The organism is Azospirillum baldaniorum, from assembly GCF_003119195.2.
Taxonomy (GTDB): domain Bacteria; phylum Pseudomonadota; class Alphaproteobacteria; order Azospirillales; family Azospirillaceae; genus Azospirillum; species Azospirillum baldaniorum.
Genome location: NZ_CP022253.1, coordinates 1218227 through 1243281 on the forward strand (window position 1 = coordinate 1218227; position 25055 = coordinate 1243281).

Annotated in this window: 23 protein-coding genes and 4 tRNA genes; 25 read left to right on the forward strand and 2 right to left on the reverse strand. The window is 65.9% G+C overall.

What is annotated here, in order from left to right:
* Positions 1 to 33 precede the first annotated feature (33 nt).
* Together Sp245p_RS05640 and rlmB are read right to left on the reverse strand one after the other, a co-directional pair.
* Positions 34 to 109, reverse strand: a tRNA-Thr gene (locus Sp245p_RS05640).
* A 91-nt stretch (positions 110 to 200) separates the two neighbouring features.
* The gene (gene rlmB / locus Sp245p_RS05645) at positions 201 to 1055 is read right to left on the reverse strand and encodes a 23S rRNA (guanosine(2251)-2'-O)-methyltransferase RlmB (RefSeq protein ID WP_014241055.1); all 855 of its coding nucleotides are present in this window, start codon (positions 1053 to 1055) and stop codon (positions 201 to 203) included.
* Between the two features lie 144 nt (positions 1056 to 1199).
* On the opposite strand from rlmB, the gene Sp245p_RS05650 reads away from it, so the two are divergent.
* From Sp245p_RS05650 to rpsC, 25 genes are all read left to right on the forward strand, one after another.
* Positions 1200 to 1285, forward strand: a tRNA-Tyr gene (locus Sp245p_RS05650).
* Between the two features lie 60 nt (positions 1286 to 1345).
* Positions 1346 to 1419: transfer RNA gene (locus tag Sp245p_RS05655), tRNA-Gly, on the forward strand.
* Between the two features lie 81 nt (positions 1420 to 1500).
* Complete coding sequence (gene tuf / locus Sp245p_RS05660) at positions 1501 to 2691, forward strand: elongation factor Tu (RefSeq protein WP_014241041.1); 1191 nt, start codon at positions 1501 to 1503, stop codon at positions 2689 to 2691.
* A 152-nt stretch (positions 2692 to 2843) separates the two neighbouring features.
* Positions 2844 to 2919 (forward strand) — tRNA-Trp (locus Sp245p_RS05665).
* 69 nt (positions 2920 to 2988) lie between these two features.
* Complete coding sequence (gene secE / locus Sp245p_RS05670) at positions 2989 to 3186, forward strand: preprotein translocase subunit SecE (protein ID WP_035675069.1); 198 nt, start codon at positions 2989 to 2991, stop codon at positions 3184 to 3186.
* 5 nt (positions 3187 to 3191) lie between these two features.
* Positions 3192 to 3722 (forward strand): transcription termination/antitermination protein NusG, encoded by a 531-nt coding sequence (gene nusG, locus Sp245p_RS05675; RefSeq protein WP_014241052.1) that lies wholly within the window; start codon positions 3192 to 3194, stop codon positions 3720 to 3722.
* 134 nt (positions 3723 to 3856) lie between these two features.
* Entirely contained in the window at positions 3857 to 4291 is a 435-nt protein-coding gene (gene rplK, locus Sp245p_RS05680) for a 50S ribosomal protein L11 (RefSeq protein WP_014241051.1), read from the forward strand.
* Between the two features lie 4 nt (positions 4292 to 4295).
* Positions 4296 to 4997: a 50S ribosomal protein L1 gene (gene rplA / locus Sp245p_RS05685; RefSeq protein WP_014241050.1), complete on the forward strand. Its 702-nt coding sequence runs from the start codon at positions 4296 to 4298 to the stop codon at positions 4995 to 4997.
* A gap of 267 nt (positions 4998 to 5264) precedes the next feature.
* Positions 5265 to 5783, forward strand: a complete 519-nt coding sequence (rplJ, locus tag Sp245p_RS05690; RefSeq protein WP_014241049.1) for a 50S ribosomal protein L10 — start codon at positions 5265 to 5267, stop codon at positions 5781 to 5783.
* Positions 5784 to 5840: 57 nt separating this feature from the next.
* Positions 5841 to 6215 carry a 50S ribosomal protein L7/L12 gene (rplL, locus tag Sp245p_RS05695; RefSeq protein WP_014241048.1) on the forward strand — a complete coding sequence of 125 codons (375 nt, stop codon included), beginning with the start codon at positions 5841 to 5843 and terminating at the stop codon, positions 6213 to 6215.
* A gap of 233 nt (positions 6216 to 6448) precedes the next feature.
* Positions 6449 to 10642: a DNA-directed RNA polymerase subunit beta gene (rpoB, locus tag Sp245p_RS05700; protein ID WP_041811159.1), complete on the forward strand. Its 4194-nt coding sequence runs from the start codon at positions 6449 to 6451 to the stop codon at positions 10640 to 10642.
* A 100-nt stretch (positions 10643 to 10742) separates the two neighbouring features.
* Entirely contained in the window at positions 10743 to 14912 is a 4170-nt protein-coding gene (gene rpoC, locus Sp245p_RS05705) for a DNA-directed RNA polymerase subunit beta' (RefSeq protein WP_014241045.1), read from the forward strand.
* Positions 14913 to 15038: 126 nt separating this feature from the next.
* Entirely contained in the window at positions 15039 to 15752 is a 714-nt protein-coding gene (locus Sp245p_RS05710) for a DJ-1/PfpI family protein (protein WP_014241044.1), read from the forward strand.
* A 319-nt stretch (positions 15753 to 16071) separates the two neighbouring features.
* Complete coding sequence (gene rpsL, locus Sp245p_RS05715; protein WP_012973201.1) at positions 16072 to 16443, forward strand: 30S ribosomal protein S12; 372 nt, start codon at positions 16072 to 16074, stop codon at positions 16441 to 16443.
* Positions 16444 to 16455: 12 nt separating this feature from the next.
* Positions 16456 to 16926 carry a 30S ribosomal protein S7 gene (gene rpsG, locus Sp245p_RS05720; protein WP_014241043.1) on the forward strand — a complete coding sequence of 157 codons (471 nt, stop codon included), beginning with the start codon at positions 16456 to 16458 and terminating at the stop codon, positions 16924 to 16926.
* 26 nt (positions 16927 to 16952) lie between these two features.
* Positions 16953 to 19031, forward strand: a complete 2079-nt coding sequence (gene fusA / locus Sp245p_RS05725; protein ID WP_014241042.1) for an elongation factor G — start codon at positions 16953 to 16955, stop codon at positions 19029 to 19031.
* A gap of 37 nt (positions 19032 to 19068) precedes the next feature.
* Positions 19069 to 20259, forward strand: coding sequence for an elongation factor Tu (gene tuf, locus Sp245p_RS05730; RefSeq protein WP_014241041.1), 1191 nt, complete (start codon positions 19069 to 19071; stop codon positions 20257 to 20259).
* A 455-nt stretch (positions 20260 to 20714) separates the two neighbouring features.
* Positions 20715 to 21023 carry a 30S ribosomal protein S10 gene (gene rpsJ / locus Sp245p_RS05735; protein WP_014241039.1) on the forward strand — a complete coding sequence of 103 codons (309 nt, stop codon included), beginning with the start codon at positions 20715 to 20717 and terminating at the stop codon, positions 21021 to 21023.
* Positions 21024 to 21083: 60 nt separating this feature from the next.
* Complete coding sequence (gene rplC, locus Sp245p_RS05740) at positions 21084 to 21794, forward strand: 50S ribosomal protein L3 (protein WP_035675049.1); 711 nt, start codon at positions 21084 to 21086, stop codon at positions 21792 to 21794.
* A gap of 5 nt (positions 21795 to 21799) precedes the next feature.
* On the forward strand, positions 21800 to 22420 hold the full coding sequence (gene rplD / locus Sp245p_RS05745; RefSeq protein WP_041811900.1) for a 50S ribosomal protein L4: 621 nt from the start codon (positions 21800 to 21802) through the stop codon (positions 22418 to 22420).
* A complete protein-coding gene (locus tag Sp245p_RS05750) occupies positions 22417 to 22734 on the forward strand; it encodes a 50S ribosomal protein L23 (RefSeq protein ID WP_035675048.1) in 318 nt (105 codons plus the stop codon). The genes rplD and Sp245p_RS05750 overlap by 4 nt, the downstream gene beginning before the upstream one ends.
* Positions 22735 to 22750: 16 nt before the next feature.
* On the forward strand, positions 22751 to 23578 hold the full coding sequence (rplB, locus tag Sp245p_RS05755) for a 50S ribosomal protein L2 (protein ID WP_014241035.1): 828 nt from the start codon (positions 22751 to 22753) through the stop codon (positions 23576 to 23578).
* A gap of 12 nt (positions 23579 to 23590) precedes the next feature.
* Positions 23591 to 23869 carry a 30S ribosomal protein S19 gene (rpsS, locus tag Sp245p_RS05760; protein WP_014241034.1) on the forward strand — a complete coding sequence of 93 codons (279 nt, stop codon included), beginning with the start codon at positions 23591 to 23593 and terminating at the stop codon, positions 23867 to 23869.
* Positions 23870 to 23872: 3 nt separating this feature from the next.
* Positions 23873 to 24268: a 50S ribosomal protein L22 gene (rplV, locus tag Sp245p_RS05765; protein WP_014241033.1), complete on the forward strand. Its 396-nt coding sequence runs from the start codon at positions 23873 to 23875 to the stop codon at positions 24266 to 24268.
* A 1-nt stretch (position 24269) separates the two neighbouring features.
* Positions 24270 to 25046, forward strand: coding sequence for a 30S ribosomal protein S3 (rpsC, locus tag Sp245p_RS05770; RefSeq protein ID WP_014241032.1), 777 nt, complete (start codon positions 24270 to 24272; stop codon positions 25044 to 25046).
* The last annotated feature ends 9 nt before the right edge of the window (positions 25047 to 25055 follow it).

Below are 25055 nucleotides of genomic sequence, written 5' to 3' on the forward strand. Positions count from 1 at the left end.
ACCGCTAAGCTATTGAAAGACTTAGGAAAGCTATGGTGCCGGTTGCAGGGCTCGAACCCGCGACCTTCGGTTTACAAAACCGCTGCTCTACCAACTGAGCTAAACCGGCGTGCCGCCCGGCCAGACCGCGGCGGGCGCTTACACTAGCGTCCCGCGCGGTCCGCGGCAAGCCTCACCTGTGCGGTGCGTTCGGAGACGCGTCAGCGCAGCCGGGCGACCTCGTAGAGGGCGACGGCGGCGGCGTTGGACACGTTCAGGCTGCCGACCGGCCCCTGGGTCGGCAGGCGGGCGATGATGTCGCAGCGCTCCATGGTCAGGCGGCGCAGCCCGGCGCCTTCCGCCCCCAGCACCAGAGCGGTGCGCCCCGTCAGGTTGCACTGGGCGAGCGTGCTCTTCCCCGACTCGGCGAGGCCAACGGTCCAGAAGCCGGCCTGCTGAAGATCGGCGAGCGCGCGGGCAAGGTTGGTGACGCGGACCAGCGGCACCGACTCCAGCGCTCCCGAGGCGCTCTTGGCGAGGACGCCGGTGGTCTCCGGCGCGTTGCGCTCCGTCACCACCACCGCCTTGGCCCCGAAGGCCGAAGCGGAGCGTAGGACCGCGCCGACGTTGTGCGGGTCGGTCACCTGGTCGAGGACGACGATGAGCGCCGACGGGTCCGAATCGGCCTCGGCGCAAAGATCCTCGATTCCGGTTTCCTCCAGGGGGGCGGCGTCCACCGCCACGCCCTGGTGCACGGCGCCCGGCGGCAGCATGCGGTCCAGGTCGTTGCGGTCGGCCGGCATCACGCCGGGGCGCTGGAGCCCGCGCGCCTTGGCCTGGGCCAGAACCGGCTCCAATGCCGCGCGGCCCGCTTCCGTCGCGATCAGGCGGTGGATCCGCCGTTCCGGGTTCAGCCACGCGGCCGACACCGGGTGCAGGCCGTAGAGCAGGACGCCCTGTGCGCCGCGCCCGGGGGAGGGGCGGTCGCCGCGCGACTCGCGGTGGGATGGAGAGTGGTCCTTGGCCGGGGCAGGGGGCTGGCCGTGGGGCGCGGATGGCTTCTTCGAACGGGTCATGGTGTCCGGCTGGAGGGGGCAGGCCTAAGCCCGCCGCGGTTATTCACAGTTTTCTGGTTTGGACTGCTTCAGACGTGTTGACAAGGCCTGAAAAATTCTCATAGTGCCGAACTCCGCAGCGGGCATGTCCCGCAGCGGGCCTGAGGAAGGGTGGCCGAGTGGTTAAAGGCAGCAGACTGTAAATCTGCCCGCGTAAGCGTACGCTGGTTCAAATCCAGCCCCTTCCACCACTACATTCCACGGCTTGTCCGTGATCGCGTTTCCCGGTCGATAGCGCCGGGCGGGGCATGGCGGGTGTAGCTCAATGGTAGAGCAGAAGCCTTCCAAGCTTACGACGGGGGTTCGATTCCCCTCACCCGCTCCAATCCCCCCGCGCTAAGGGAAATGTCGGTCTCGGCCGGGCCATTGTGTGCGTCCGGAACGTCGGGAACGAAAGACCAAAGCGATGGCGAAGGCAAAGTTTGAGCGGAACAAGCCGCACTGCAACATTGGCACGATCGGCCACGTCGACCACGGCAAGACGTCGCTGACGGCGGCGATCACGAAGGTGCTGGCCGAGAGCGGCGGCGCGACCTTCACCGCCTACGACCAGATCGACAAGGCGCCGGAAGAGAAGGCGCGCGGCATCACGATCTCGACGGCGCACGTCGAGTACGAGACGACCAACCGCCACTACGCCCACGTCGATTGCCCGGGCCACGCCGACTACGTGAAGAACATGATCACGGGCGCCGCGCAGATGGACGGCGCGATCCTGGTCGTGTCGGCCGCCGACGGCCCGATGCCGCAGACCCGCGAGCACATCCTGCTGGCCCGCCAGGTCGGCGTGCCGGCGCTGGTGGTGTTCATGAACAAGGTCGACATGGTCGACGATCCGGAGCTGCTCGAGCTGGTCGAGATGGAGGTGCGCGAGCTGCTGTCCTCCTACCAGTTCCCGGGCGACGACATTCCGATCGTCAAGGGCTCGGCTCTGTGCGCTCTGGAGGACCGTTCGCCGGAGATCGGCCGTGACGCGATCCTCAAGCTGATGGCCGAGGTCGACCAGTACATCCCGCAGCCGGAGCGTCCGAAGGACCGTCCGTTCCTGATGCCGATCGAGGACGTGTTCTCGATCTCGGGCCGCGGCACGGTGGTGACCGGCCGCGTCGAGCGTGGCATCGTCAAGGTCGGCGAGGAAGTCGAGATCGTCGGTCTGAAGACCACGGTCAAGACGACGGTGACCGGCGTCGAGATGTTCCGCAAGCTGCTCGACTCGGGTGAGGCGGGCGACAACATCGGCGCGCTGCTGCGCGGCACGAAGCGTGAGGACGTCGAGCGCGGCCAGGTTCTGGCCAAGCCGGGCAGCATCACGCCGCACACCACCTTCAAGGCCGAGGCCTACATCCTGACGAAGGAAGAGGGTGGCCGCCACACGCCGTTCTTCACCAACTACCGTCCGCAGTTCTACTTCCGCACGACCGACGTGACGGGCATGGTGAAGCTGCCGGAAGGCACCGAGATGGTGATGCCGGGCGACAACATCTCCATGGAAGTCGAGCTGATCGCTCCGATCGCCATGGACGAGGGCCTGCGCTTCGCCATCCGCGAGGGTGGCCGCACCGTCGGCGCCGGCGTCGTCGCCTCGATCATCAAGTAAGTTGAAGGAGTCAATCCCACCGCCGTCCCCATGGTTCGGCGGTGGGATTGATCCCTGTCGTTTTCGGCATGCCGGCCGATAAAAAGGCTAGCAAGCCACGCGGCTATGCGCTATAAGCTCCGCTCCCCGCCGGGGGTAGAGCCTGCGGCGATAGGAGTGTAGCTCAATTGGTAGAGCACCGGTCTCCAAAACCGGGGGCTGGGGGTTCGAGCCCCTCCACTCCTGCCACGCCGTACCGAACCAGAACGGGCCGCTGACCGCGCCCTACACGTCGCACCGGAGCCCGCACGGTCTACGATGGCTAAAGTGAACCCCGCAGAATTCGCGCGCGACGTCCGCCGCGAGGTGGCCAAGGTCACCTGGCCGACCCGCAAGGAAACCGGCGTGACGACCGCCATGGTGTTCGTCATGGTGGTGCTGGCTTCGCTGTTCTTCCTCGTCGTGGATCAGGTGCTGGCCTTCGCCGTCCGTATGATCCTTGGGCTGGGAGCCTGATCGCCATGGCCGCGCGCTGGTACGTCGTTCACGTCTATTCGGGCTTCGAAAAGAAGGTTTCCCAGGCCATCCGCGAAAAGGCGGCTCAGAAGGGTCTGGAAGACAAGTTCGAAGAGATCCTGGTGCCGACCGAGGAAGTGGTCGAGGTGCGCCGGGGTTCCAAGATCAACACCGAGCGGAAGTTCTTCCCCGGCTACGTCCTCATCAAGATGGATTTGACGGACGAGTCCTGGCATCTCGTGAAGAACACGCCGAAGGTCACCGGGTTCCTGGGTGGTGGCGGCAAGCCGCAGCCGATCAGCCAGCGCGAAGCCGAGCGGATCATCCATCAGGTGCAGGAAGGCTTTGAGCGCCCCAAGCCCTCGATCACCTTCGAGGTGGGCGAGCAGGTTCGTGTGAGCGACGGCCCCTTCACCTCCTTCAACGGCACCGTCGAGGAAGTCGACGAGGAAAAGGCCCGCCTCAAGGTGGCGGTGTCGATCTTCGGCCGCTCCACGCCGGTCGAGCTGGAATACACCCAGGTCGAGAAGGTCTGAGACCAACCGTTTTCCCGGGGCACGTGATGAACAGTCACGTGCTCCTTTCTGCTGCGGAAGGCCCGCCATAGCCGTACCGCAAAGCCCCGCGACGCCGGACAGCGTATCGAGGCGTCGTATCTGGAGGTTGTGACATGGCAAAGAAAATCGTCGGCTTCATCAAGCTGCAGGTTCCGGCCGGCAAGGCGAATCCGTCGCCGCCCATCGGCCCGGCGCTCGGTCAGCGCGGCCTGAACATCATGGAGTTCTGCAAGGCGTTCAACGCCAAGACGCAGGACCTGGAAGTCGGCATGCCGATCCCGGTGGTCATCACCGCCTACGGCGACCGTACCTTCACCTTCGTCACGAAGACCCCGCCGGTCAGCTACTTCCTGAAGAAGGCCGCTGGCATCGACAAGGGCTCGCAGACCACCGGCAAGGGCGCTTTCGCCGGCAAGATCACGAAGACCCAGATTCGTGACATCGCCGAGAAGAAGATGAAGGACCTGAACGCCCACGACGTCGAGGCGGCCGCGAGCATGATCGCTGGTTCCGCCCGCTCGATGGGCCTCGAAGTGGTGGAGGGCTGATCCCATGGCGAAGCTCGGCAAGCGACTGACCGATTCCTACAAGAAGGTCGACCGCGAGGCGCTCTACTCGCTGGAGGGCGCCGTCTCCCTGATCAAGGGCCTGCCCAAGGCGAAGTTCGATGAGACCATCGAAATCGCCATGAACCTGGGCATCGATCCGCGTCACGCCGACCAGATGGTCCGCGGCGTGGTGAACCTGCCGAACGGCACGGGCAAGACCGTGCGCGTCGCCGTGTTCGCAAAGGGCGCCAAGGCGGATGACGCCCTGGCCGCCGGCGCGGACATCGTCGGCGCCGACGATCTGGCCGAGAAGATCCTGGCCGGCAACATCGACTTCGACCGCTGCATCGCGTCCCCGGACATGATGGGCGTCGTCGGCAAGCTCGGTAAGGTCCTCGGCCCGCGCGGCCTGATGCCGAACCCGAAGCTCGGCACCGTGACCCCCGACGTGGCCGGCGCCGTCAAGGCCGCCAAGGCCGGCGCCGTGGAGTTCCGCGCCGAGAAGACCGGCATCGTGCACGCCGGCGTCGGCAAGGCCAGCTTCTCGGAAGAGGCTCTGGTGCAGAACATCCGCGCCTTCGTGGATGCCATCACCCGCGCCAAGCCGACCGGTGCCAAGGGCCAGTACCTGCTGAAGGTCTCGCTGTCCTCGACGATGGGCCCGGGCCTGAAGCTGGATCTGTCCACTCTGGCCGCCACGGCCTGAGTGATCTGAGTTTCGCCGTCGGCTCCCTCGGGAACCGGCGGCGATCGGGTGTCCCTGCGGGGATACCCACCCTGTCCAAGACCGCTGGCGCCCGCGTCTCTCCGGAGGCAAGGGCTTAAACCCGCCAGAGCAGACAGGAGTTGAACCGTTAACCACGCGGGCTTGCCCGCGGTTCAGGAACGGCTCGAACTTCTGGGACAGGTTCGCCGGGGCTCCCCAACGAAAGGGAAGGGGCCCCTCGTAAACCTCTGTGCAAGGAGGCGATCCGTGGATCGTACACAAAAAGAAGCGACGATCGCGGACCTGCAGTCGAAGCTCCAGGAGACGGGCCTGGTGGTGGTCACCCACCATCTGGGCCTGACGGTGGCGGAAGTCACCGACCTGCGTGGCAAGATTCGGGCCGCGGGCGCGAGCTTCAAGGTGACGAAGAACCGGCTCGCCCGCCGCGCCCTTCAGGGCACGCAGTTCGAAGGTCTGGACGGTCTCTTCAAGGGGCCGACCGCGATCGCTTACTCGAAGGATCCCGTTGCGGCCGCCAAGGTGGTGGCCGACTACGCGAAGACTAACGAGAAGCTGAAGATCGTCGGTGCCGCTCTCGGCGACCAGATCCTCGACGCGGAGGGAGTGAAGGCTCTCGCCACGCTCCCGTCGCTGGACGAACTGCGCGCCAAGCTCGTGGGCATGATCCAGACTCCGGCGACCCGCATCGCCGGCGTTCTCCAGGCTCCGGGCGGCCAGGTCGCCCGCGTGCTGGCGGCCTACGCGAAGAAGGACGAGGCGGCCTGAGCCGCACCCGTCTAGCTGTCTACCCATCCCAGAACATCGAGTTGTTGGAGCATTAAAATGGCTGATCTGCAGAAGCTGGTCGACGATCTCTCGGCCCTGACCGTCATCGAGGCCGCCGAGCTGTCGAAGCTGCTGGAAGAGAAGTGGGGCGTTTCCGCCGCCGCTCCGGTGGCCGTTGCCGCCGCCGGTCCGGCCGCTGCCGCCGCCCCGGTCGAAGAGCAGACCGAGTTCAACGTGATCCTCGCCGACGCCGGCGACAAGAAGATCAACGTGATCAAGGAAGTCCGCGCCATCACCGGCCTGGGCCTGAAGGAAGCCAAGGACCTGGTCGAAGGCGCTCCGAAGCCGGTCAAGGAAGGCGTGTCGAAGGACGAGGCCGCCAAGATCAAGAAGCAGCTTGAAGAGGCCGGCGCCAAGGTCGATATTAAGTAAGACCGTCTTGCTGCGACGGATAAGACATATCCACGCCGGACGGCGGCTGGTCCCCGAGGGGGCCTGCCGCCGCACGGCGTTTTCTGCCTTCCACCGGACCGGGTTCCTCGGTCCGGCTCTTTCCGTCCCTGCATAAGGGGCGGGCCGCGCGATCATCGCCGCGTCGCGGCGAGCACCCTGGTTCGCGTGCTTCTGGTCGAGCGTACTCACGATTCTGACGTTTGGGGACATCCATGGCCAAATCCTTTACGGGTCGAAAGCGTGTTCGGAAGAGCTTCGGGCGCATCCCGGAAGTCACCCAGATGCCCAACCTCATCGAGGTGCAGCGCAGCTCCTACGACCACTTCCTGCAAATGGACGTCCCGCCGGAAAAGCGGGCCAACCTGGGTCTGCAGGAGGTGTTCCGGTCGGTGTTCCCGATCAAGGACTTCTCCGACCGCGCCGTCCTCGACTTCGTGAAGTACGAGCTTGAGCAGCCGAAGTATGACGTCGAAGAGTGCCAGCAGCGCGGCATGACCTTCGCCGCCCCGCTGAAGGTGACCCTGCGCCTCTCCGTCTTCGACGTGGAAGAGGACACGGGGCTGCGCTCGATCCGCGACATCAAGGAGCAGGACGTCTACATGGGCGACATGCCCCTGATGACGGCCAACGGCACCTTCATCATCAACGGCACCGAGCGCGTCATCGTCTCGCAGATGCACCGCAGCCCGGGCGTCTTCTTCGACCATGACAAGGGCAAGACCCACTCGTCGGGCAAGTATCTCTTCGCCGCCCGCGTGATCCCGTACCGCGGCTCCTGGCTGGACTTCGAGTTCGACGCCAAGGACCTCGTCTACGTGCGCATCGACCGCCGCCGCAAGCTGCCGGCCACCACGCTGCTGTTCGCTCTGGACGGCGCGGAGACCGAGGCGCTGCGCGCCGAGCGGAAGGCTCAGAAGAAGGACCTGCTGCCCTACGAGGCGCAGGGCATGGCGAAGGAAGAAATCCTCAACTTCTTCTACGACACCATCACCTACACCCGCGCGTCGGGCGGCTGGAAGACCCCCTTCAACGCTGACCGCATGAAGGGCGTGAAGGTCGCCTCCGACCTCGTGGACGCGGCCTCCGGCCAAGTCGTCGCCGAGGCCGGCACCAAGATGACGCCGCGCCTGATCAAGAAGCTGGTCGAGGGCGGCCTCGCCGAGCAGCTCGTCTCCACCGAGGAGCTGACCGGCCGCTACCTCGCCGTCGACATCATCAACGAGCGGACCGGCGAAGTCCTGTTCGAAGCCGGTGACGAATTGTCGGCGAGCGATCTCGACAAGCTGGAGAAGGCCGGCGTCGACGAGCTGCCGGTGCTGGCGATCGACCACCTGAACGTCGGCGCCTACATCCGCAACACGATGGCCGCCGACCGCAACGCGTCCCGCGAGGACGCGCTGATCGACATCTACCGCGTCATGCGTCCGGGCGAGCCGCCGACCCTGGAGTCGGCCGAGGCGCTGTTCGCCGGCCTGTTCTTCGACAGCGAGCGCTACGACCTGTCGGCGGTGGGCCGCGTCAAGATGAACGCGCGCCTGAACTTCCAGACCGACGACAGCGTCCGCGTCCTGCGCAAGCAGGACATCATGTCGATCCTCAAGGTTCTGGTGAACCTGAAGGACGGCCGCGGCGAGATCGACGACATCGACCATCTCGGCAACCGCCGCGTCCGCTCGGTCGGCGAGCTGATGGAGAACCAGTACCGCGTCGGCCTGCTGCGCATGGAGCGCGCGATCCGCGAGCGCATGAGCTCGGTCGAGATCGACACGGTCATGCCGCACGACCTGATCAACGCCAAGCCGGCGGCCGCCGCCGTGCGCGAGTTCTTCGGCTCGTCGCAGCTCTCGCAGTTCATGGACCAGACCAACCCGCTGTCCGAGATCACGCACAAGCGTCGTCTCTCGGCCCTCGGCCCGGGCGGTCTGACCCGCGAGCGCGCCGGCTTCGAGGTGCGCGACGTGCACCCGACGCACTACGGCCGCATCTGCCCGATTGAGACGCCGGAAGGCCCGAACATCGGTCTGATCAACTCGCTGGCGACCTACGCCCGCGTGAACCAGTACGGCTTCATCGAGAGCCCGTACCGCAAGGTGCGCGACAGCATCGTCACCGACGAGGTGGTCTACCTCTCCGCCATGGAGGAGGGCCGCTACGTCGTCGCCCAGGCGAACGCCGAGCTGGACGCGGACAACCGCTTCGCCGCCGACCTCGTGTCGTGCCGGCAGGGTGGCGAATACCTGATGTTCCGCCCGGAGGCCATCGACCTGATCGACGTGTCGCCGAAGCAGCTCGTCTCCGTCGCCGCGGCGCTGATCCCGTTCCTGGAGAACGACGACGCGAACCGCGCGCTGATGGGCTCGAACATGCAGCGTCAGGCGGTGCCGCTGGTCAAGGCCGACGCGCCGCTGGTCGGCACGGGCATGGAGGCCACGGTGGCCCGTGACTCCGGCGTGACCATCGTCGCCAAGCGCAAGGGCATCGTCGACCAGATCGACGCGACCCGCATCGTGGTCCGGGCGACCGACTCGTCCGACGCCACGGCGCCGGGCGTGGACATCTACAACCTGCTGAAGTTCCAGCGTTCCAACCAGAACACCTGCATCACCCAGCGTCCGCTGGTGAAGGTGGGCGACCGCGTGGCGGCCGGCGACATCATCGCCGACGGCCCCTCGACGGAGCTGGGCGAGCTGGCGCTGGGCCGCAACGTGCTCGTCGCCTTCATGCCGTGGAACGGCTACAACTTCGAGGACTCGATCCTCATCAACGAGCGCATCGTCAAGGACGACGTCTTCACCTCGATCCACATCGAGGAGTTCGAGGTCATGGCCCGCGACACCAAGCTGGGCCAGGAGGAAATCACCCGCGACATTCCGAACGTCGGTGAGGAAGCCCTCAAGAACCTCGACGAGGCCGGCATCGTCTACATCGGAGCCGAGGTCCGTCCGGGCGACATCCTGGTCGGCAAGGTGACGCCGAAGGGCGAAAGCCCGATGACTCCGGAAGAGAAGCTGCTTCGCGCCATCTTCGGCGAGAAGGCGTCCGACGTCCGCGACACCTCGCTGCGCCTGCCGCCGGGCGTCGCCGGGACGATCGTCGAGGTCCGCGTGTTCAGCCGCCGCGGCGTCGACAAGGACGAGCGCGCCCTGGCGATCGAGCGGGCCGAGATCGAGAAGCTGGCCAAGGATCGCGATGACGAGCGCGCGATCCTGGAGCGCAGCTTCTACACCCGCCTGAAGGAAGTCATCCTCGGCCAGACCGCGCAGTCCGGCCCGAAGGGCATGCGGGCCGGCACGGTCCTGACCGACGCCGAGCTGGCGAACCTGACCAAGGGCCAGTGGCGCCAGATCTCCATCGCCGACGAGCAGGTGATGGAGACGGTGGAGAGCCTGGGCAAGGTCTTCGACGACTCGATCCAGGCGCTGCAGAACCGCTTCGAGAACAAGGTCGAGAAGCTGCAGCGCGGCGACGAGCTGCCGCCGGGCGTGATGAAGATGGTCAAGGTCTTCGTCGCGGTGAAGCGCAAGCTGCAGCCGGGCGACAAGATGGCCGGCCGCCACGGCAACAAGGGTGTGGTTTCCCGCATCCTGCCGCAGGAGGACATGCCGTACCTGGAAGACGGCCAGCCGGTCGATCTGGTGCTGAACCCGCTGGGCGTGCCGTCGCGCATGAACATCGGTCAGATCCTGGAGACCCATCTGGGCTGGGCGTCGGCCGGCCTCGGCAAGCAGATCGGCCGCGCCATCGACCAGTACCGTCTCGCCATGAAGGGCCGCGGCGACGCCGCCCAGACCATGGACGGGCTGCGCATCACGCTGAAGGAAGCCTACGGCCAGAAGGTCTACGACGACCAGATCGCCGACATGACCGAAGGCGAGCTGCTGGAGCTGGGCGGCAACCTGCGCAAGGGCGTTCCCTTCGCCACGCCGGTCTTCGACGGCGCGCGCGAGGAGGACATCTGCCAGCAGCTGGAGAAGGCGGGTCTCGACCGTTCCGGTCAGGTCACCCTGATCGACGGCCGCACCGGCGAGGCCTTCGACCGCAAGGTGACAGTCGGCTACATCTACATGCTGAAGCTGCACCACCTGGTGGACGACAAGATCCACGCGCGCTCGATCGGTCCCTACTCGCTGGTCACCCAGCAGCCGCTCGGCGGTAAGGCCCAGTTCGGCGGACAGCGCTTCGGTGAAATGGAAGTGTGGGCGCTCGAAGCCTACGGCGCCGCCTACACGCTGCAGGAAATGCTCACGGTCAAGTCGGACGACGTGTCCGGCCGCACCAAGGTCTACGAGGCGATCGTCCGCGGCGACGACAACTTCGAGGCGGGCATCCCTGAGTCCTTCAACGTTCTGGTCAAGGAGCTGCGCTCCCTGGGCCTGAACGTCGAGCTGAACCAGCGGTCGTACTGAGCCCAAGAGACTTGAACCCGCCGGAGGAGGGGCCATGTTGGCCCCTTCCGGCGGGAACTGCCCTTAACCGACAACGCGGCGCTGCCAGCGGGAGACGGTCATGAACGAGTTGATGAACATTTTCGGCCAGGTCCAGGGTCCCCAGAGCTTCGATCAGATCCGCATTCAGATCGCGAGCCCCGAGCGCATCCGGTCCTGGTCGTTCGGCGAGATCAAGAAGCCGGAAACCATCAACTATCGCACTTTCAAGCCTGAGCGCGACGGTCTGTTCTGCGCCCGCATCTTCGGCCCGATCAAGGACTACGAGTGCTTGTGCGGCAAGTACAAGCGCATGAAGTACCGCGGCATCATCTGCGAGAAGTGCGGCGTCGAGGTGACGCTGTCGAAGGTCCGGCGCGAGCGCATGGGCCACATCGAGCTGGCCTCGCCGGTCGCCCACATCTGGTTCCTGAAGTCCCTGCCGAGCCGCATCGGTCTGCTGCTCGACATGACGCTGAAGGATCTGGAGCGCATCCTCTACTTCGAGAACTACGTCGTCATCGAGCCGGGCCTGACCCCGCTGAAGCTCCACCAGCTCCTCAGCGAGGAGGAGTTCGTCTCCGCCCAGGACGAGTACGGCGAGGACGCCTTCACCGCCTCCATCGGTGCCGAAGCGCTGCGCATCATGCTGTCGGCGCTCGACATGGAGGAGGAGAAGAAGACCTGCCGCGAGGAGCTGCGGGACACTTCGTCCGAGGCCAAGCGCAAGAAGCTCGTGAAGCGCCTGAAGCTGATCGACGCCTTCCTGTCGTCGCAGTCGCGTCCGGAATGGATGATCCTGGAAGTCATTCCGGTGATCCCGCCGGAGCTGCGCCCGCTCGTCCCGCTGGACGGCGGCCGCTTCGCGACGTCCGACCTGAACGACCTGTACCGCCGCGTCATCAACCGCAACAACCGTCTGAAGCGGCTGATCGAGCTGAAGGCGCCGGACATCATCGTCCGCAACGAGAAGCGCATGCTGCAGGAGGCCGTCGACGCGCTGTTCGACAACGGCCGCCGTGGCCGCGTCATCACCGGCGCCAACAAGCGTCCGCTGAAGTCGCTGTCCGACATGCTGAAGGGCAAGCAGGGCCGCTTCCGTCAGAACCTCCTCGGCAAGCGCGTCGACTACTCGGGCCGTTCGGTCATCGTGGTCGGTCCGGAGCTGAAGCTGCATCAGTGCGGCCTGCCGAAGAAGATGGCGCTGGAGCTGTTCAAGCCCTTCATCTACGCGAAGCTGGAGCTGTATGGCCTCGCCTCGACCATCAAGGCCGCCAAGCGGATGGTCGAGAAGGAGCGTCCCGAGGTGTGGGACATCCTGGAGGAGGTCATCCGCGAGCATCCGGTGATGCTGAACCGCGCGCCGACGCTGCACCGCCTGGGCATCCAGGCCTTCGAGCCGACGCTGATCGAAGGCAAGGCGATCCAGCTCCACCCGCTGGTCTGCACCGCCTTCAACGCGGACTTCGACGGTGACCAGATGGCCGTGCACGTTCCGCTGAGCCTCGAGGCCCAGTTGGAAGCGCGCGTCCTGATGATGTCGACCAACAACATCCTGTCGCCCGCCAACGGCAAGCCGATCATCGTGCCGTCGCAGGACATCGTGCTGGGTCTCTACTACATCACGATGGACCGGCCGGGCGAGAAGGGCGAGGGCATGACCTTCGCCAACGTCGGCGAGATCGAGCAGGCGCTGGACGCCAAGGTCGTGACGCTGCACGCCAAGGTGAAGGCGCGCTACAAGGGCGTGGACGAGAACGGCGACGAGAAGATCTCCATCGTGGAGACGACTCCGGGCCGCATGCTGCTGTCCGAGATCCTGCCGCGCAACCCGGCGGTGCCCTTCGCGCTGATCAACCGCCTGCTGACCAAGAAGGACGTCGGCAACGTCATCGACGCCGTCTACCGCCATTGCGGTCAGAAGGAGACGGTGATCTTCGCCGACCGCCTGATGAAGCTCGGCTTCGGCCACGCCTGTCGCGCCGGCATCTCCTTCGGCAAGGATGACATGGTCATCCCCGAGGCGAAGAAGAAGCTGGTCAACGACAGCAAGGAGCGGGTGAAGGAGTTCGAGCAGCAGTATCTCGACGGCCTGATCACCCAGGGCGAGAAGTACAACAAGGTCGTCGACGTCTGGTCGGAATGCACCGAGAAGGTGGCGACGGAGATGATGAAGGTCATCTCCGACACCAAGCCGGGCAAGCCGGTCAACTCGGTCTACATGATGGCCCACTCCGGCGCGCGTGGCTCGGCCGCCCAGATCCGCCAGCTGGCGGGCATGCGCGGCCTGATGGCCAAGCCGTCGGGCGAGATCATCGAGACGCCGATCATCTCGAACTTCAAAGAAGGCCTGACCGTGCTGGAGTACTTCAACTCCACCCACGGCGCCCGCAAGGGCTTGGCCGACACCGCCTTGAAGACGGCGAACTCCGGTTACCTGACCCGTCGTCTCGTCGACGTGGCCCAGGACGCCATCATCGTCGAGACGGATTGCGGCACCGACAAGGGCATCACCGTCAAGGCGGTGATCGACGGCGGCGAGGTCATCTCGCCGCTGGGCGACCGCATCCTCGGCCGGACGGTGGTCGGTGACCTGATCGACCCGCTGAACGGCGAGCTGATCGTGCCGAACGCCGGCCTGATCGACGAGCCCACGGTGGACCGCATCGAGCGTTCGGGCATCGACAGCGTCATGATCCGCTCGGTCCTGACCTGCGAGACCAAGGACGGCGTCTGCGCCAAGTGCTACGGCCGCGATCTGGCCCGCGGCACGCTGGTGAACGTCGGCGAGGCGGTCGGCGTCATCGCCGCCCAGTCGATCGGCGAGCCGGGCACGCAGCTCACCATGCGCACGTTCCACATCGGTGGCGCGGCGCAGCGCGGTGCGGAGCAGAGCCAGGTGGAGGCGGCGTTCGATGCCACGGTGCGGATCCACAACCGCAACGTCGTCATCAACTCCTCCAACATCCCGGTGGTCATGGGCCGCAGCACCGAGGTGATCCTGCTCGACGAGCAGGGCCGCGAGCGGGCGCGTCACCGCGTTCCGTACGGTGCGAAGCTGCTGGCCGACGAGGGCGTGAAGGTCGAGCGCGGCCAGAAGCTGGCCGAGTGGGACCCCTACACCCTGCCGATCATCACCGAGCGCGAGGGTACCGCCCACTACGTCGACCTCGTCGAAGGCATCTCCATGCGCGAGGTGATGGACGAGGCGACCGGCATCTCGTCCAAGGTCGTGGTGGACTGGCGTCAGCAGCCGCGCGGTGCGGATCTGAAGCCGCGCATCACGCTGCGCGACGAGCGGGGCGAGATCATCACGCTGGCCAACGGTCTGGAGGCCCGCTACTTCATGTCGGTGGACGCCATTCTCTCGGTCGAGAACGGTGCCCATGTCCGGGCCGGCGACGTGCTGGCGCGTATCCCGCGCGAATCGTCCAAGACCCGCGACATCACGGGCGGTCTGCCGCGCGTGGCCGAGCTGTTCGAGGCGCGCCGTCCGAAGGACTTCGCGATCATCTCGGACCTCGACGGCCGCGTGGAGTTCGGCAAGGACTACAAGACCAAGCGCCGCATCGTCGTCCGCAACGACGAGACGGGGGACGAGCGCGAGTATCTGATCCCGAAGGGCAAGCACATCTCCGTGCAGGAGGGTGACTATGTCCAGCGCGGCGATCTGCTGATGGACGGCAACCCGGTGCCGCACGACATTCTGTCGGTGATGGGCGTGGAGGCTCTGGCCAACTACCTCATCAACGAGATCCAGGACGTCTATCGACTGCAGGGTGTGAAGATCAACGACAAGCACATCGAGGTGATCGTCCGCCAGATGCTGCAGAAGGTCGAGATCACCGACGCCGGCGAGACCACCTTCCTGGTGGGCGAGCAGGTCGACCGTCAGGAGTTCGACGAGGAGAACGAGAAGACCGTCGCCGAGGGGCTGAAGCCGGCCGCCGGCCATCCGGTCCTGCAGGGCATCACCAAGGCGTCGCTGCAGACCCGGTCCTTCATCTCCGCAGCGTCGTTCCAGGAAACCACCCGCGTCCTCACCGAGGCGGCGGTGTCGGGCAAGACCGACAACCTGGAAGGCCTGAAGGAGAACGTCATCGTCGGCCGCCTGATCCCGGCGGGCACCGGCTCCGTCGTCAACCGCCTGAAGCAGATCGCCGCCGAGCGGGATCGCGCCCTGGCGGAGGGCGAGGGCCAGGACGGCGAGGCTCCGGCCCTGCCGCATCCGGGCGAGAGCACCGCGGCCTGAAGGTCCGAAGCCTGAGGCTTCGGCGCATAGGGTAGGGCAGGGGGCGCGTTCCGCAGGGGACGCGCCCCTTTCTCATTCCGGCACGTGGGGTTAGGATCGTCGCCCCCACGCATCGGAGCGCCCGACATGACCGAGAACGCGCCAAGCTTCGGCCTGCTGCTGTTTCCCAACGTCACGCAACTCGACCTCACCGGCCCCTATGAGGTGCTGGCTCGTGTGCCCGGCGCCCAGGTGCATCTGCTGTGGAAGACGCTCGATCCGGTGCGCTCGGACACCGGCCTGACCATTCTTCCCACCTCCACCCTCGCCGAAGCGCCGCCGCTCGACCTTCTTCTGGTGCCGGGCGGTGGCGGGATCAACGCGCTGCTCGCCGACGAGGAGGTCCTCGCCTTCCTGGCGGAACGGGCATCCGGCACCCGGTATCTCTCCGGGATCTGCACCGGTTCCCTGGTGCTCGGCGCCGCCGGGTTGCTGGAGGGGAAGCGGGCCGGCACGCATTGGGCGTCCCGCGGCTTCCTCTCCGCCTTTGGCGCCACGCCGGTCGCCGAGCGCGTGGTGGTGGACGGCACGCTGTTCACCGGCGGCGGCGTGACGGCCGGAATCGATGTGGCGCTGCGGATCGTCGGCGAACTGTTCGGCGAGCAGACCGCGAAGCTCATCCAGCTTTCCATAGAATACGACCCGAAGCCCCCCTTCGACTCCGGTTCGCCGGACGGGGCGGGCGCCCAGGTGACGGACCAGCTTCTCGCGCGGATGCGCCCGATGCTGGACGCGCGGGCGGCGGCGGTGGCGGCGGGCGCGGAGGCGTTGCGCCGCCGCCGGTCCGCTCGCGCCAGCTGACGCAAAAACGTCGTCGAAGCGCACGACGAACGGTCATCTGCGCGCTTGACGGGTTCCTGGCAGACCCATATAGTCCGCGAACTTCAAAAGGAGCCTCGGGAAGGTCTTTCGTCCATCCTGGCCGGCATCCGGCTGAACCCAAGCGACATAGCCGAACGACGGGTTCCTTGTGAACCGATTCGACGGCGATCGACCATTGGGCCCGCTCGAAGCCCCTCAGGCTTCGCAGGCGGGCTTTTGCATCGTCCGGTACCGCTGGGCGATTTTCCAATCGGTCCGGCTCCGCCGGCCGATCGACCTGAAGGGATGAAGGGCAGATATGCCGACGATCAACCAGTTGATCCGTAAGCCGCGCGAGCCCTTGGCCGCGCGCAATAAGGTTCCCGCGATGGAGGCGTGCCCGCAGAAGCGTGGCGTCTGCACCCGCGTCTACACGACCACGCCGAAGAAGCCGAACTCGGCTCTGCGTAAGGTCGCCCGCGTTCGCCTGACGAACGGCTTCGAAGTGACCTCCTACATCCCCGGTGAAGGCCATAACCTCCAGGAACACTCGGTGGTTATGATCCGCGGCGGCCGTGTGAAGGATCTTCCCGGCGTTCGCTACCACATCATCCGCGGCACGCTCGATACCCAGGGCGTGAAGGACCGTAAGCAGCGTCGTTCGAAGTACGGCGCGAAGCGTCCGAAGTAAGGAGTATTCACGATGTCCCGTCGTCGTCGCGCCGAGAAGCGTGAGGTCCTGCCGGACGCCAAGTATGGCGACCGCGTCCTGACCAAGTTCATGAACTGCCTGATGCTGGACGGCAAGAAGTCCGCCGCCGAGCGCATCGTCTACGGCGCCCTCAGCCGCATCGAGGCCAAGACCAAGAACGAGCCGGTTCAGGTCTTCCACGACGCCCTGCTGAACGTGAAGCCGCACCTCGAAGTGCGCTCGCGTCGCGTCGGTGGCGCCACCTACCAGGTTCCGGTCGAGGTCCGCACGGACCGCGCCCAGGCCCTGGCCATCCGCTGGCTCATCGGCGCCGCCCGCGCCCGCTCGGAAAACACCATGACCGAGCGTCTGTCGGGTGAGCTGCTGGATGCCGCCAACCAGCGTGGCACCGCCGTGAAGAAGCGCGAAGACACCCATCGTATGGCGGAAGCCAACAAGGCCTTCTCGCACTACCGCTGGTAAGGCACCCACCGGCCCAGGTGCTTGTCATGCCCCGTTCCCATCCCCTGAACCGTTACCGCAACATCGGCATCATGGCTCACATCGATGCCGGTAAGACCACGACCACCGAGCGGATTTTGTACTACACTGGAAAGTCGTACAAAATCGGCGAGGTGCACGAGGGCACCGCGGTGATGGATTGGATGGAGCAGGAACAGGAACGGGGCATCACCATCACCTCCGCGGCCACGACCTGCTTCTGGCGCGACCACCGCATCAACATCATCGATACGCCGGGTCACGTCGACTTCACCATTGAGGTCGAACGCAGCCTGCGCGTGCTCGACGGTGCCGTTGCGGTGTTCGATTCCGTCGCGGGGGTGGAGCCTCAGTCCGAGACCGTGTGGCGGCAGGCCGACAAGTACGGCGTGCCCCGCATGTGTTTCATCAACAAGCTGGATCGCACCGGCGCGGACTTCTTCCGCTGCGTCGCCATGATGAAGGAACGGCTGGGCGCTTTCCCGCTCGTCCTCCAGCTTCCGATCGGGTCCGAGGCCAGCTTTGTCGGCGTCGTCGATCTGGTCGCCATGCGTGCCATCGTCTGGAAAGAAGAGACGCTGGGCGCCGAATTCTATTACACCGACATTCCGGACACCCTGAGAGACGAGGCGGCGCGCCACCGCCAAGCGCTGCTCGACGCCGTCCTGGAACTCGACGACGCGGCCATGGAGGCCTATCTCGAGTCCGGCCAGGAACCATCCGAGGACACGCTCAGGGCCTGCATCCGCAAGGGCACCGTGGGCCTGCGCTTCGTGCCGGTGCTCTGCGGCTCCGCGTTCAAGAACAAGGGCATCCAGCCGATGCTGGACGCCGTGGTGGACTATCTGCCGGCCCCCGTGGACGTCGGGGCGGTCCGGGGGCACCGCGTCGGCAGCCCCGAGACGGATGAGCGCGCGCCGGACGATGCCGCTCCCTTCTCCGCGCTCGCCTTCAAGATCATGAACGACCCCTTCGTCGGGACGCTGACCTTCGTGCGCGTCTATTCCGGCACCGTCGCCTCCGGCACCGCCGTGCTGAACCCCGGCAAGGACGAGAAGGAGCGCATCGGCCGCATGCTGCTGATGCACGCCAACAGCCGGGAGGAGATCGACGAGGCCTACGCCGGCGACATCGTCGCCTTCACCGCGCTGAAGAGCACGACGACCGGCGACACGCTGTGCGATCCCGCCAAGCCCATCGTCCTGGAACGGATGGAGTTTCCGGAACCGGTCATCGAGGTGGCCGTCGAGCCGAAGTCCAAGGCCGACCAGGAAAAGATGAGCATGGCGCTGTCCCGCCTCGCCCAGGAGGACCCCTCCTTCCGGGTGGCCGTCGACCATGAAAGCGGTCAGACGATCATCAAGGGGATGGGCGAACTGCATCTGGAAATCATCGTCGACCGCATGAAGCGCGAGTTCAAGGTGGATGCGAACGTCGGCGCGCCGCAGGTGGCGTACCGCGAGACCATCACCAGGACCGCCGAGATCGACTACACCCACAAGAAGCAGACCGGCGGCACCGGCCAGTTCGCCCGCGTCACGCTGGTCTTCGAGCCGCAGCCCGCCGGCAGCGGCTTCGTCTTCCAGAACAAGGTCGCCGGCGGCGCCGTGCCCAAGGAGTTCATTCCGGGCGTGCAGAAGGGTTTGGACGCCTCGCTGCACAGCGGGGTGGTCGCCGGCTTCCCGGTGATCGACCTCAAGGTCGCGCTGGTCGACGGCGCCTTCCACGACGTCGACTCCTCGGTGCTCGCCTTCGAGATCGCGACCCGCGCGGCCTTCCGCGACGGCATGCAGAAGGCCGGCCCGATGCTTCTGGAGCCGATCATGAGGGTTGAGGTGGTGACGCCCGAAGACTACATGGGCGACATCATCGGGGACCTGAACAGCCGCCGCGGACAGATCACCGCCATGGACCAGCGGGGCAACGCCCGCTCGATCCTGGCGATGGTTCCGCTGGCGTCGATGTTCGGTTATGTGAACACCCTGCGCTCGATGAGTCAGGGGCGCGCGCAGTACACGATGCAGTTCGACCACCACGAGCCGGTGCCGCAGACCATTGCGGAGACCATCCGCGCCAGGATGGCCTGAAACCGCTGGAACGACAAAGAGACGGAGAGCACACACCATGGCGAAGGCAAAGTTCGAGCGGAACAAGCCGCACTGCAACATCGGCACGATCGGCCACGTCGACCACGGCAAGACGTCGCTGACGGCGGCGATCACGAAGGTGCTGGCCGAGAGCGGCGGCGCGACCTTCACCGCCTACGACCAGATCGACAAGGCGCCGGAAGAGAAGGCGCGCGGCATCACGATCTCGACGGCGCACGTCGAGTACGAGACGACCAACCGCCACTACGCCCACGTCGATTGCCCGGGCCACGCCGACTACGTGAAGAACATGATCACGGGCGCCGCGCAGATGGACGGCGCGATCCTGGTCGTGTCGGCCGCCGACGGCCCGATGCCGCAGACCCGCGAGCACATCCTTCTGGCCCGCCAGGTCGGCGTGCCGGCGCTGGTGGTGTTCATGAACAAGGTCGACATGGTCGACGATCCGGAGCTGCTCGAGCTGGTCGAGATGGAGGTGCGCGAGCTGCTGTCCTCCTACCAGTTCCCGGGCGACGACATTCCGATCGTCAAGGGCTCGGCGCTGTGCGCGCTGGAGGACCGTTCGCCGGAGATCGGCCGTGACGCGATCCTCAAGCTGATGGCCGAGGTCGACCAGTACATCCCGCAGCCGGAGCGTCCGAAGGACCGTCCGTTCCTGATGCCGATCGAGGACGTGTTCTCGATCTCGGGCCGCGGCACGGTGGTGACCGGCCGCGTCGAGCGTGGCATCGTCAAGGTCGGCGAGGAAGTCGAGATCGTCGGTCTGAAGACCACGGTCAAGACGACGGTGACCGGCGTCGAGATGTTCCGCAAGCTGCTCGACTCGGGTGAGGCGGGCGACAACATCGGCGCGCTGCTGCGCGGCACGAAGCGTGAGGACGTCGAGCGCGGCCAGGTCCTGGCCAAGCCGGGCAGCATCACGCCGCACACCACCTTCAAGGCCGAGGCCTACATCCTGACGAAGGAAGAGGGTGGCCGTCACACGCCGTTCTTCACCAACTACCGTCCGCAGTTCTACTTCCGCACGACCGACGTGACGGGCATGGTGAAGCTGCCGGAAGGCACCGAGATGGTGATGCCGGGCGACAACATCTCCATGGAAGTCGAGCTGATCGCTCCGATCGCCATGGACGAGGGCCTGCGCTTCGCCATCCGCGAGGGTGGCCGCACCGTCGGCGCCGGCGTCGTCGCCTCGATCATCAAGTAAGGTCGTCTTTTGCGGAGGGGGCCGACCTGCGGGTCGGCCCCCTTTTGCATGGCCGATCCGCGAAAATGCGGCGTGACTCGCCGAGCCGGGCCGATCCCGTCATCCTCCTGTCACAAGGGGGAAAATGTGGGTTGACACCGGGGCGCCTAGGGCATACACGTTACGCCCTCTGGAATTTGGGTTGGTAGTAGGCACGTCCGGCCTAGACGCAGCCCGATCACGAACGGCACCGCAAGCTCCACTTGCACCGGTTGCTGCCAGGAACATCCATCCGCATTGCGATGCGGGGGATGTTCTTTTTCGTATCGGCCGTCAGATCGGACAGACGAACCGCCGCCCACCGCTTCGGTGAGCCGGCGCAGGTTCGCCTGCCGCCGCGGGTCCCCGGGGGACAGATTTTGGGGTGCCGGTGGCGCAGTCGCGTCACCGAAACGAGGTGCAAGGGACGTTTGGACATGGACAGCCAGAACATCCGCATCCGCTTGAAGGCGTTCGATCATCGCGTGCTCGACCAGTCGACCAGCGAGATCGTCAACACCGCCAAGCGGACCGGTGCTCGGGTGCGGGGCCCGATCCCGCTGCCGACGCAGATCGAGAAGTTTACGGTGAACCGCTCGCCGCACGTCGACAAGAAGTCGCGCGAGCAGTTCGAAATCCGCACCCACAAGCGTCTGCTCGACATCGTCGATCCGACGCCGCAGACGGTGGACGCGCTGATGAAGCTCGACCTCGCTGCCGGTGTGGACGTCGAGATCAAGCTCTAATTCGTTGCTGTTGAGGGACCTCTCCCTCTGAGGATGTCCCTGGTCAGGAGATAAAGAACAATGCGATCCGGTTTGATCGCGCAGAAAGTCGGCATGACCCGCGTCTTCACGGACGACGGGCAGCACGTGCCGGTGACTGTGCTGAAAGTCGACAGCTGCCAGGTCGTCGCCGTCCGCACCGAGGACAAGGATGGCTACACCGCCGTCCAGCTCGGCGCAGGCGCCATCAAGGTGAAGAACGTCACGAAGCCGCAGCGCGGGCATTTCGCCAAGGCGCGCGTCGAGCCCAAGCGCAAGCTGGTCGAGTTCCGCGTCGATGCCGACGCGCTGATCGAGGTCGGCGCCGAGCTCTCGGCTGCGCATTTCCTCCCGGGCCAGTTCGTCGACGTCACCGGCACTTCCATCGGTAAGGGCTTCGCCGGTCCGATGAAGCGCTGGAACTTCGGTGGTCTGCGCGCGACGCACGGCGTGTCGGTGTCGCACCGCTCGCACGGTTCGACGGGTAACCGCCAGGACCCCGGCAAGGTCTTCAAGAACAAGAAGATGGCCGGTCATCTCGGCGACGAGAAGGTCACGGTTCTGAACCTGAAGGTCGTGTCGGTCGATGAGGACCGCGGTCTGATCTTCCTCAAGGGTGCCGTTCCGGGCGCCGAGGGAGCTTGGCTCCGCATCCGCGACGCGGTGAAGAAGAAGGCTCCGGAAGGTCTGCCGTTCCCCGCCGGGATCAAGGCTGCGCCGGCCGCTGAAGCCGCCGCCGAGCCGCAGGAGTGATGGCCATGAAGGCGACCATTAAGAACCTGAACAACGAGACCGTCGGCGAGATCGAGCTGGCTGACGAGATCTTCGGCCTTCCGTCCCGCACGGACATCCTCGCCCGTATGGTCAACTGGCAGCTGGCCAAGCGCCGCGCCGGTACGCACAAGACCAAGACGATCAGCGAGATCTCCGGCACCGGCAAGAAGCCGTACCGCCAGAAGGGCACCGGCCGCGCCCGTCAGGGCTCCATGCGCTCCGCCCAGTTCCGTGGCGGTGCGACCATCTTCGGCCCGGTCGTCCGTTCGCACGAGCACGACCTGACCAAGAAGGTCCGCAAGCTGGCCCTGAAGACCGCGCTGTCCACCAAGGCCGCGGAAGGCAAGCTCCTGGTCCTCGACGCCGCTTCGGCCGAGAGCCACAAGACCAAGGAACTGGCTGTCCGTCTCGCTTCGCTCGGCCTGACCTCGGCTCTGATCATCGATGGCGCCAACCTGAACGAGAACTTCGCTCGGGCCTCGCGCAACATCCCGCTGATCGACGTGCTGCCGGAGCAGGGCGCCAACGTCTACGACATTCTTCGCCGCGATACGCTGGTCCTGACCCGCAACGCGGTCGAGCAGCTGGAGGCTCGCCTGAAATGAGCAAGCAGTCGAAACCTGCGGTGAGCCAGGAGCGGATGTACGACCTCATCCTGGCTCCGGTGATCACCGAGAAGTCGACGATGGCGTCGGAGCACAATCAGGTGACGTTCCGCGTGCCGCTGTCGGCGACCAAGCCGGAGATCAAGTCGGCGGTCGAGGGGCTGTTCAACGTGAAGGTGACGGCGGTCAACACCCTGGTTACCAAGGGCAAGACCAAGCGCTTCCGCGGCACCATCGGCCGTCGCTCGGACTTCAAGAAGGCCGTCGTGACCCTCGCCGAGGGGAACAAGATCGACGTGACCACGGGCATCTGAGCGGGAGTGTGATCCGATGGCTCTGAAGCAATATCGCCCAATTACGCCGTCGCTCCGCCAGCTGGTCATCGTCGACCGCTCGGAGCTGTGGAAGGGCAAGCCGGTCAAGACCCTCACCGAGGGCCTGACCAAGTCCGGCGGCCGCAACAACACCGGCCGCATCACCGCGCGCCGGATGGGTGGCGGTCACAAGCGCGTCTACCGTCTGGTGGACTTCAAGCGCCGTAAGTTCAACGTTCCGGCGACCGTCGAGCGCCTGGAGTACGATCCGAACCGTACGGCCTTCATCGCCCTCATCAAGTATGAGGACGGCACCATGTCCTACATTCTGGCGCCGCAGCGCCTGAAGGTGGGCGACACGGTGATCGCCGGCGAGAAGGTGGATGTGAAGCCCGGCAACGCCATGCCGCTGAAGAACATCCCGGTCGGTTCGGTGCTGCACAACGTCGAGCTGAAGCCCGGCAAGGGTGGTCAGCTGGCCCGTTCGGCCGGCACCTACCTGCAGCTGGTCGGTCGCGACGGTGGCTACGCCCAGCTGAAGCTGCCCTCGGGCGAGCTTCGCGTGGTCCGCGGCGACTGCATGGCCACCCTGGGTGCCGTGTCGAACCCGGACAACATGAACACCAACAAGGGCAAGGCCGGTCGCAGCCGTTGGCTGGGCATCCGTCCGTCCGTCCGTGGTGTCGCCATGAACCCGATCGATCACCCGCACGGTGGTGGTGAAGGCCGCACTTCGGGTGGCCGTCATCCGGTCACGCCGTGGGGCAAGCCGACCAAGGGCAAGAAGACTCGTCACAACAAGAAGACGGATGGCCTGATCCTGCGCCGCCGTCATTCGAAGTAAGGAGGGCGGACGATGGCACGCTCCGTTTGGAAGGGCCCGTTCGTCGACGGCTACCTGCTCAAGAAGGCGGACAAGTCGCGGGCCTCGGGCCGCAACGAGATCATCAAGATCTGGTCGCGTCGCTCGACGATCCTGCCGCAGTTCGTGGGTCTCACGTTCGGCGTGTACAATGGCCACAAGTTCCTGCCGGTTCTGGTGACCGAGAACATGATCGGCCACAAGTTCGGTGAGTTCGCTCCGACGCGCACCTTCTACGGGCACGCGGCGGACAAGAAGGCGAAGAGGAAGTAAGCCATGGGCAAGCCCTCCAACCCCAGCCGTATCGCGGAGAACGAGGCCATCGCCTCCAATCCGATGATCCGCACCAGCCCGCGCAAGCTGAACCTCGTCGCCCAGCTCATCCGGAACAAGGATGCCAGCAGCGCCGTGGCCGAGCTGACCTTCTCCAAGCGCCGCATCGCCGGCGAGGTGAAGAAGGTCCTCCAGGCCGCGATCGCCAACGCCGAGAACAACCATCAGCTCGATGTGGACCGCCTGTACGTCTCCTCGGCGACGGTCGGCCGCGCCCTGGTGATGAAGCGCTTCCACGCCCGTGCCCGTGGGCGCGGCGCGCGGGTCGAGAAGCTGTTCTCCAACCTGACGATCATCGTGCGTGAGCGCGACGCCGCCGCTGCCGAAGGGGCCGAGTAAGATGGGTCAGAAAGTCAATCCGATCGGGCTGCGCCTCGGCATCAACCGGACCTGGGACAGCCGTTGGTTCGCCAAGCGCGACTACGCCAACCTGCTGCACCAGGACCTGAAGCTGCGCGGTTACCTGCAGGGTCGCCTGCAGCAGGCCGGCTGCTCGCGCGTTATCATCGAGCGTCCGGCCAAGAAGGCCCGCGTCACCATCCACTCGGCCCGTCCGGGCGTGGTGATCGGCAAGAAGGGCGCGGACATCGAGAAGCTGCGCACCGAGCTGTCGAAGATGGCCGGCGGCGAAGTGAGCCTGAACATCATCGAGATCCGCAAGCCGGAGATCGATGCCAAGCTCATCGCCGAGAACATCTCCAACCAGCTCGAGCGCCGTGTCGCCTTCCGCCGCGCCATGAAGCGTGCGGTCCAGTCGGCCATGCGTCTGGGCGCCCAGGGCATCCGGATCAACTGCTCCGGTCGTCTCGGCGGCGCCGAGATCGCCCGCCTGGAGTGGTACCGCGAGGGCCGCGTTCCGCTGCACACCCTGCGTGCGGACATCGACTACGGCACCGCGACCGCGAAGACCACCTACGGCACCTGCGGTGTCAAGGTGTGGGTCTTCAAGGGCGAGATCATGGCGCACGACCCGATGGCGCAGGACAAGCGCATGGGCACCGAGCCGGTGTCGACCGATGGCGAGCCGCGGCGCGAGCGTCGCGAGCGTGGTGACCGTGAGGAGCGTGGGGGCCGTGGTCGCGGCGACCGTGACCGCTCCGAGCGGGCTGACCGCTAGTAAGGGGCA

What these genes read in the sequence shown, in the direction of transcription:
- rlmB (WP_014241055.1), bottom strand. Translation starts at nt 1,055, where the DNA reads ATGACCCGTTCGAAGAAGCCATCCGCGCCCCACGGCCAGCCCCCTGCC.
- tuf (WP_014241041.1), top strand. Translation starts at nt 1,501, where the DNA reads ATGGCGAAGGCAAAGTTTGAGCGGAACAAGCCGCACTGCAACATTGGC.
- secE (WP_035675069.1), top strand. Translation starts at nt 2,989, where the DNA reads ATGGCTAAAGTGAACCCCGCAGAATTCGCGCGCGACGTCCGCCGCGAG.
- nusG (WP_014241052.1), top strand. Translation starts at nt 3,192, where the DNA reads ATGGCCGCGCGCTGGTACGTCGTTCACGTCTATTCGGGCTTCGAAAAG.
- rplK (WP_014241051.1), top strand. Translation starts at nt 3,857, where the DNA reads ATGGCAAAGAAAATCGTCGGCTTCATCAAGCTGCAGGTTCCGGCCGGC.
- rplA (WP_014241050.1), top strand. Translation starts at nt 4,296, where the DNA reads ATGGCGAAGCTCGGCAAGCGACTGACCGATTCCTACAAGAAGGTCGAC.
- rplL (WP_014241048.1), top strand. Translation starts at nt 5,841, where the DNA reads ATGGCTGATCTGCAGAAGCTGGTCGACGATCTCTCGGCCCTGACCGTC.
- rpoB (WP_041811159.1), top strand. Translation starts at nt 6,449, where the DNA reads ATGGCCAAATCCTTTACGGGTCGAAAGCGTGTTCGGAAGAGCTTCGGG.
- rpoC (WP_014241045.1), top strand. Translation starts at nt 10,743, where the DNA reads ATGAACGAGTTGATGAACATTTTCGGCCAGGTCCAGGGTCCCCAGAGC.
- Sp245p_RS05710 (WP_014241044.1), top strand. Translation starts at nt 15,039, where the DNA reads ATGACCGAGAACGCGCCAAGCTTCGGCCTGCTGCTGTTTCCCAACGTC.
- rpsL (WP_012973201.1), top strand. Translation starts at nt 16,072, where the DNA reads ATGCCGACGATCAACCAGTTGATCCGTAAGCCGCGCGAGCCCTTGGCC.
- rpsG (WP_014241043.1), top strand. Translation starts at nt 16,456, where the DNA reads ATGTCCCGTCGTCGTCGCGCCGAGAAGCGTGAGGTCCTGCCGGACGCC.
- fusA (WP_014241042.1), top strand. Translation starts at nt 16,953, where the DNA reads ATGCCCCGTTCCCATCCCCTGAACCGTTACCGCAACATCGGCATCATG.
- tuf (WP_014241041.1), top strand. Translation starts at nt 19,069, where the DNA reads ATGGCGAAGGCAAAGTTCGAGCGGAACAAGCCGCACTGCAACATCGGC.
- rpsJ (WP_014241039.1), top strand. Translation starts at nt 20,715, where the DNA reads ATGGACAGCCAGAACATCCGCATCCGCTTGAAGGCGTTCGATCATCGC.
- rplC (WP_035675049.1), top strand. Translation starts at nt 21,084, where the DNA reads ATGCGATCCGGTTTGATCGCGCAGAAAGTCGGCATGACCCGCGTCTTC.
- rplD (WP_041811900.1), top strand. Translation starts at nt 21,800, where the DNA reads ATGAAGGCGACCATTAAGAACCTGAACAACGAGACCGTCGGCGAGATC.
- Sp245p_RS05750 (WP_035675048.1), top strand. Translation starts at nt 22,417, where the DNA reads ATGAGCAAGCAGTCGAAACCTGCGGTGAGCCAGGAGCGGATGTACGAC.
- rplB (WP_014241035.1), top strand. Translation starts at nt 22,751, where the DNA reads ATGGCTCTGAAGCAATATCGCCCAATTACGCCGTCGCTCCGCCAGCTG.
- rpsS (WP_014241034.1), top strand. Translation starts at nt 23,591, where the DNA reads ATGGCACGCTCCGTTTGGAAGGGCCCGTTCGTCGACGGCTACCTGCTC.
- rplV (WP_014241033.1), top strand. Translation starts at nt 23,873, where the DNA reads ATGGGCAAGCCCTCCAACCCCAGCCGTATCGCGGAGAACGAGGCCATC.
- rpsC (WP_014241032.1), top strand. Translation starts at nt 24,270, where the DNA reads ATGGGTCAGAAAGTCAATCCGATCGGGCTGCGCCTCGGCATCAACCGG.